This is a genomic window from Caulobacter sp. GW821-FHT09A05 (genome assembly GCF_059418465.1).
Genome location: NZ_JBWKPX010000028.1, coordinates 54,791 through 61,053, shown reverse-complemented (window position 1 = coordinate 61,053; position 6,263 = coordinate 54,791). Strand labels below are relative to the sequence as shown.

Here is a 6,263-nt window from a genome sequence, read left to right as displayed (position 1 = left end):
TCGCCTGCTGCTCCGTCGGCCCTCACGTCACGTCGTATCTGTATAACAGGCCCGACCGGCACCAGAGACGCAAGGTTGGTCCCGAAGGACCACCGACGGAGCTTCCCGCTCGATCGCCCCCGCCGCCGCATCGGTCGCTGGCCATGCGCCCTTTCCCTGCGACGAGGTGGGATCAGGATAAGGGTGTCTGGACGGGGTGAGGACAGAAACGGGTCGAGAAAGTTCAGGGTGTTGATTTTGCTGGTGTTTGCCCCGGATACGCCGAGCATAAGCGTCAACCGGGAACACGCCGTTGCGGCGCATCCCCGGCTTCGCCCGGGCCCAGCCGATGACGCCCGGGGAATCGAAACCCTTAGACCCCCACCCGGCGACGCTCTAGGATCGCGCCACGCCGAGAGGGCGGCTCGGCCCGCTGGATCTCCTGGCGCGCGAGCGTCCCGGCAGGAGCCGCCATGGCCAAGGGTCAGAAGAAGTCCAACAAGGAAGTCCGCAAACCGAAAGCGGACAAGAAAGCCGCACCGGCCTCGGTCTCGCCGTTCATCGTCACGCCGGGGAAGAAATAGGCTTTATCTCGCTCCCTTCGCCCTACAAAGGGAGCCATCATTACATCTCACGGCAAGACGCGCCGGGCTGAGCAGGTCAGTCCGGAACGCTATAGACTCAAGAGATGTAAGATTCGCACCGAACAAAGTGTCGAGTTTATCGTATAGAGTTCCTTACCCAACGATGTCGCGATCGCTATCAGCTAAGTCTGTCGGCATATCCATCTCAAGCGCCTGATCATGGTCGATTTCCCGGACAGCTTCTTCACTCCACTAGACGGTCGACCGAAAGGATGGGTCGACGAGGTCGAACTACGGCGTGCGCTTGACTGGTTCAAATCTTTCCTGCCGCTCGGAGAATGGAAAGTGCGGCGCAATGCTGCGACGGACCTACTCTACAAGGCAGCCATGGGGCAGGCGGCCGATGACCAGGGTCGGTTTTTCTCCACCGAAGATAAGATCGCTTGGTATCTTCTTCTCGGTGACGCTTTCCTCGACCATCCACATAACTACGAGCCGATGTATGGGTCTCGTGTTGTCCCGGCCTGGATGGCGATCGGCCGGAACTTGCACCTGCTCTTGGATGTCGAAGGTGTTGAGGATCGGGTTCGACGCACTCTCGGTGCGGAACGCAGCCAACCCAATGGCGGCTTGTTCGAGTTGCTGGTCGCGGCCGCCTACCGCCGCGCGGGCGCGACTGTCGCCTTTCTTCCCGAACGACGAGGCGGTCCCCGTACCCACGATATGGATGTCACGCTCGACGGTCGAACCTGGGCCATTGAATGCAAGCGCATGGAGACGGGCGAATACGGCGAACGCGAACGGCAGCTAGTCCGGGATCTCTGGGGGCCTTGTGTTGCAGGTTTGGCTCATGAGGAGCGTAGCACCATCTGCAATGCTCACTTCAAAATTCCGATCGACGCCGTTCCCGACGACTACCTGATCAAAGTCGTCCGGCGGTGGGTAGCTTCGGGGCTGGACAACCATGTGTGGGATGATGAGGTCGCGTGGGGTTCGGTCGGCAGGATCGACCTAGAGCCGCTTAAGGCCGCATTGGCGGAAGGTCCGGTTCTGACGGCGGGCACCCATATGTTGCAACTTCTGTGCGGTGTTCATCAGCGCAATCAAAACTTCAATCAAGTCCTCCACGCTAAGGCTTGGGACAGTCCGCGCTACACAGCTGAGTGTAACATGGCCATATTGCTACGCTGGGAGTGCCTGGCGGAAGCGGCGATTGAGGCCAAGGCACGGGATGTGTTCAAGAAGATGGTGGAAGCTGCGCAGCAACTGCCGCCAGATCGGCCTGGCATTATTCACATTGGGTTCGAGGCGGTCGAAGGCGATGAGGTCGAACGCCGACGGCACGACAAGATCATTGAGAACGCGGCGAACTTCGATCCCAGGGGCAAGCCCATCGAATGGCTATATTGCCACTACTTTGTGCCGGAGAGCCCACCGCTGACGAATTTCGTCTTTGATGAAACGACGCAATGGTGTGGCGTGCAGCCGACTGCGGCCCGCCCTGTCGAACATTTCTTCCTAGTAGTTCCGCCGGAGGCTGAGTACCGAGAAGGGCCGCACTGGCAGGATTGGCAAACGCCGACATAACCGTTTTCAGGATCGCACTACTGGGTCTGCTTTAGCCCCCAAAATGCAAACCGCCCGCCTCGCGGAGCGAGACAGGCGGCTGACAATCAAGCTTTGAAAGCGACTAATGTTTAGGCGGGCTGGTGCACGCCGGCTTCGTTCAGCCATTCCAGGATCTTGGCCTTGGGCATGGCGCCGACCTTCATCGAGGCCATCTGGCCGCCGCGGAACAGCATCATGGTCGGGATGCCGCGCACGCCGTAGCGCGACGGGGTGGTGGGGCTGTCCTCGATATTGACCTTGGCCACGGTGACGTGGTCGGCCAGTTCCTCGGAGATCTGCTCCAGGGCCGGGGCGATCTGCTTGCACGGGCCGCACCACTCGGCCCAGAAGTCGACCAGGACCGGCTTGTCGGCCTGCAGGACGTCCTTTTCGAAGGACTCGTCGGTCACCGTCACGGTGCTCATCGCTTGGCTCCATCTGCGCCCGGCGGAACGGGGCGCGCTAGAAAACTGTGGTCATCGGGGATTCGCGCCCCGTCTTGCGTCAAGATTTAGGGACCCGCGCCCGCCTCGGCAATGATCTAGAACAGCCGGGCCAGGGCCGAGGCCATCACCTTTTCTGGAACCGCCATGAGTTTGGGACCGTCCGTCCAGACGATCGCGGCCTCGATCGGGCGGTCGGGAAACACCTCGGCCAGCACGGCGGCATAGACGGCCATCTGCGACAGATAGGCCGGATCGGCCTGCTCGATGCGGTCGGGCGAGGGGCGGTTGGTCTTGTAGTCGACCACCAGGACGCGGTCGGGCGTCACCACCAGCCGATCGACCCGGCCGGCGATCCGCAGCTCGGGCGGCAGGGTCGCGGCGCCCCCGGCCACCGAGACCTCGGGCCGCGAGCCGGGACCGAACACCGCCGCGAACCGCGCATCCTCCAGCACGCCGAACGCGGCCGACGCCATTTCGGCGCGCTGCTCGTCGGTCAGGTCGCGCTCGGCGGCCAGCAGGCGGCCGGCGGCGGTTCTGCGCGCTCCCGGCTCGAGATCGGGGAGAAGCTGCAGCAGCCGGTGGATGATCTCGCCGCGCCGGTAGCGGCCCAGGCCGGCCACCACCGCCAGGGGCGAGGGCGCGCTGCCCTGGGCCTCGTCCTCCAGGGTCGAGGGGGCGGCGTAGCGGGCGGCGGGGGTCTCGGGCGCGGCCGGCGACAGGGTCCAGGCGGGCGTCGGGACGAGGGCGGGCGTCGCGCGCGGGGCCAGGGCCTGCGCCCGCATCGGGTCGGGTCCGAAGCGCCTGCGGCCGTCATCGCTGATTTCGCGGACGCCGGGCGCGATGTCCTCGTGGGTGAAGGCGGCCTGGGCGGCGGCGTACCAGCCGCCGACGTTCTCGTCCTTGGTCCGGGCGTCGATCCGCCCGCACAGGATCAACCGGTCCCGCGCCCGGGTCAGGGCCACGTAGTAGAGCCGCAGGGCCTCCTCGGCGTCCTTCTTCTCGCGCCGTTCGCGCGCGGCGGCGCTGGCCTCGCAGTCGTTGGCCTTGCTGGCGCACCACAGGAAGCCGCCGGCCTCGGTGCGCATCAGCGGCGAGCCGCGCGCCCCGCCCTTCATCGTGGTCTCCGGCAGGAAGACGATCGGCGCCTCAAGGCCCTTGGAGCCGTGGGCGGTCATCACCCGCACCTCGTGGCGCGCCCCCTCCATCTCGCGCTTGACCACGATGTCCAGGCTGGCGAAGTCGGCGACCAGGGCCTCCAGGTCGCGCACCCCGCGCTGCTCGGCGGCCAGGACCTGGGCCAGGAACTCGTCCAGGGCCTCGGCGGCCTCCTCCCCCAGGCGGGTCAGCACCTTGGCGCGGTTGGAGCGCACGCTGTCGTCCACCCGGCCCAGCATAAGGGCGTAGAACTCGAACGGCTGCCGGCGGCGGCTCTCGGCCAGGGCCCAGCGCAGCAGGTCGCGGGCGGCGGCCCATCGGGGCTGCTCGGCGGCGCGGTCGTTCACGACCCGCCACAGCGCGCCCGGCCGGCCCTTGGCCAGGGCGTAGAGATCGTCGTCCGACAGGCCGCAGAACGGGCTCTTCAGCAGGGCCGCCAGGGTCAGGTCGTCGTCGGGAAACAGGCAGAACCGCCCCAGGGCCAGCAGGTCGTCGAACACGATGTGGGCCGACAGGCTGAGGCGGTCGGCCCCGGCCACCGGCACGCCGCGCCGCTTCAGGGCCCGCAGCACCTCCTCGAACAACGCCTTGCGGCGGCGGACCAGCACCAGGATGTCGCCGGGATGGGCCGGCCGCCACTGACGGGTTTCCTTGTCGAACACCGCGTCGCCGCGGGCGATCAGGGCCTGGATCTCGGCGGCGATCTTCTCGGCCAGGCGGCGGTTGGCGCCCTGCTCGCTTTCGGCGTCCAGCGGCGCGTCCCAGGCCTCGCGCTCCTCGCCGGGCAGCTCGCGCTCCAGCGGCCACAGGTCGACGCAGCCCTTGTGGTCGAGCCGGAACGGCTGGTGGCGCACCAGGTCCTCGCCGGCCGGGGCCGGCACGCCCGAGCGGGTCTCGGGGGCCGAGAACAGGGCGTCGACGAAGCTCAGCACCTCCACCGTCGAGCGGTACGACATGGTCAGGGGCACGGCCTTGCCGACTCGGTCGGCGGCGGTGATCTGGGCGATGTAGCCCTGGGTCTCGGCCAGCAGGCGCTGGGGGTCGGCGCCCTGGAACGAATAGATCGACTGCTTCTCGTCGCCGACCACGAACAGGGTGCGGACGTCCTCTCCCGGATGCTGGGTCCGCCAGCGGACCGCGCCTTCGCCGGCGAAGAAGTCCGAGGTCAGGGCCCGCAGGATCGCCCACTGTTCGGGGGCGGTGTCCTGGGCCTCGTCCAGCAGGATATGGTCGATGCCGCCGTCCAGCTTGTACAGCACCCAGGCCGCGTCGACCTTCTGGGTCAGCAGCATCCTGGTCTTGTCGATCAGGTCGGCGAAGTCGAGCGCGCCGCGGGCGTCCTTCTCGATCTGGTGCGAGGTGATGTAGAGGGCGGCCAGGCGCAGGGCGTCGGCGCTGTCCTCGGCCACGCGCGCGGCCCGCAGCCATTCGCGGGCCTCCTCCAGCCGTTCCTGCTCGGCCAGCAGGCGCGTGCGCAGGTCTTCTCGTGACTTCAGGCCAGACGTCTTGGCCGGCCAGGTCATGGGCGTGCCGACCCCCTTCTCGGTGAATAGCGCCGCCAGGGCCTGGTCGAGGCCGGCGTCGGGATCGGTCGCCACGGCCCGAAGTTGGCCCGCGCACTTGATGTCGGTCTTGGTTCCGTTCAGCAGCACCTCGGCGACCGCGCGCCACAGGTCGCGGTCCAGCTTGGCCATGGTCGCGGCCGTAACGGCCTCGACGCTGCCGGGGCCGTCATGGAAGCCGCAGACCCGCCAGACGTCCTCGACCGCGCCCTGCAGGCCGCCGGCCCGCGCCAGATACTCACCGATCGCCCCGCGCTGGCTCTCGAACGTCGCGAACATCGCCTCGAAGCTGGCGAAGTCCAGGGCCACCGAGAAGCGGGCATAGGCCTCCGCGAACGCATCGTCGTGGTCGGTGACATAGGCCGCCACCTGCCGCAGCGCCCCTTGGGCGATGGCGGCCGAGGCGCTGTCGTCCATCACCTGGAAGCCGGGCGACACCCCGGCCTCCAGCGGGAACCGCCGCAGCAGCTTCTCGCAGAAGGCGTGAATGGTCTGGATCTTCAGCCCGCCGGGCGTTTCCAGCGCCTTGGCGAACAGGCCCCGGGCCTTGGACAGCGCGCGGTGGCCGAAGCCGGCCGGGTCGCGCCCTTCCAGCGCGCCTAGCTGCTCGCGCAGCTTGACGTCGGGGGTGACGCACCACTCGCCCAGCCGCTCGAACAGTCGGCGCTGCATCTCGGCGGCGGCGGCCTTGGTGTAGGTGACGCACAGGATCGCCTCGGGCTCGGCGCCGGCCAGCAGCAGGCGCGCGACCCGGTCGATCAGGGTCTTGGTCTTGCCCGACCCGGCGTTGGCCGTGACGAAGGCCGAGATCGCGGGGTCGGCGGCGATGCGCTGGGGGTCGATGGTCGAAGCGTCGGACATCACGAAGATCCTCCCCCTCTGGGGGAGGTGTCGCGAAGCGACGGAGGGGGTCTTGCGGAGTCGGCGGG

Annotated in this window: 4 protein-coding genes; 2 read left to right on the top strand and 2 right to left on the bottom strand. The window is 67.5% G+C overall.

The window, feature by feature from the left end; all coding sequences use genetic code 11:
- The first annotated feature begins 452 nt into the window (after positions 1-452).
- Positions 453-563 (top strand): hypothetical protein, encoded by a 111-nt coding sequence (locus AC07NX_RS21150; protein WP_494644503.1) that lies wholly within the window; start codon positions 453-455, stop codon positions 561-563.
- Between the two features lie 219 nt (positions 564-782).
- A complete protein-coding gene (locus AC07NX_RS21145) occupies positions 783-2,150 on the top strand; it encodes a hypothetical protein (protein WP_494644502.1) in 1,368 nt (455 codons plus the stop codon).
- Positions 2,151-2,260: 110 nt separating this feature from the next.
- Here the strand turns inward: AC07NX_RS21145 and trxA are convergent, their stop codons facing one another.
- Positions 2,261-2,596, bottom strand: coding sequence for a thioredoxin (gene trxA, locus AC07NX_RS21140; protein ID WP_018061274.1), 336 nt, complete (start codon positions 2,594-2,596; stop codon positions 2,261-2,263).
- A gap of 116 nt (positions 2,597-2,712) precedes the next feature.
- Positions 2,713-6,195 carry a double-strand break repair helicase AddA gene (gene addA / locus AC07NX_RS21135; RefSeq protein WP_494644501.1) on the bottom strand — a complete coding sequence of 1,161 codons (3,483 nt, stop codon included), beginning with the start codon at positions 6,193-6,195 and terminating at the stop codon, positions 2,713-2,715.
- Positions 6,196-6,263 lie beyond the last annotated feature (68 nt).

Coding starts and splice junctions, on each gene's coding strand:
- AC07NX_RS21150 (WP_494644503.1), top strand. CDS start 453: ATGGCCAAGGGTCAGAAGAAGTCCAACAAGGAAGTCCGCAAACCGAAA.
- AC07NX_RS21145 (WP_494644502.1), top strand. CDS start 783: ATGGTCGATTTCCCGGACAGCTTCTTCACTCCACTAGACGGTCGACCG.
- trxA (WP_018061274.1), bottom strand. CDS start 2,596: ATGAGCACCGTGACGGTGACCGACGAGTCCTTCGAAAAGGACGTCCTG.
- addA (WP_494644501.1), bottom strand. CDS start 6,195: ATGTCCGACGCTTCGACCATCGACCCCCAGCGCATCGCCGCCGACCCC.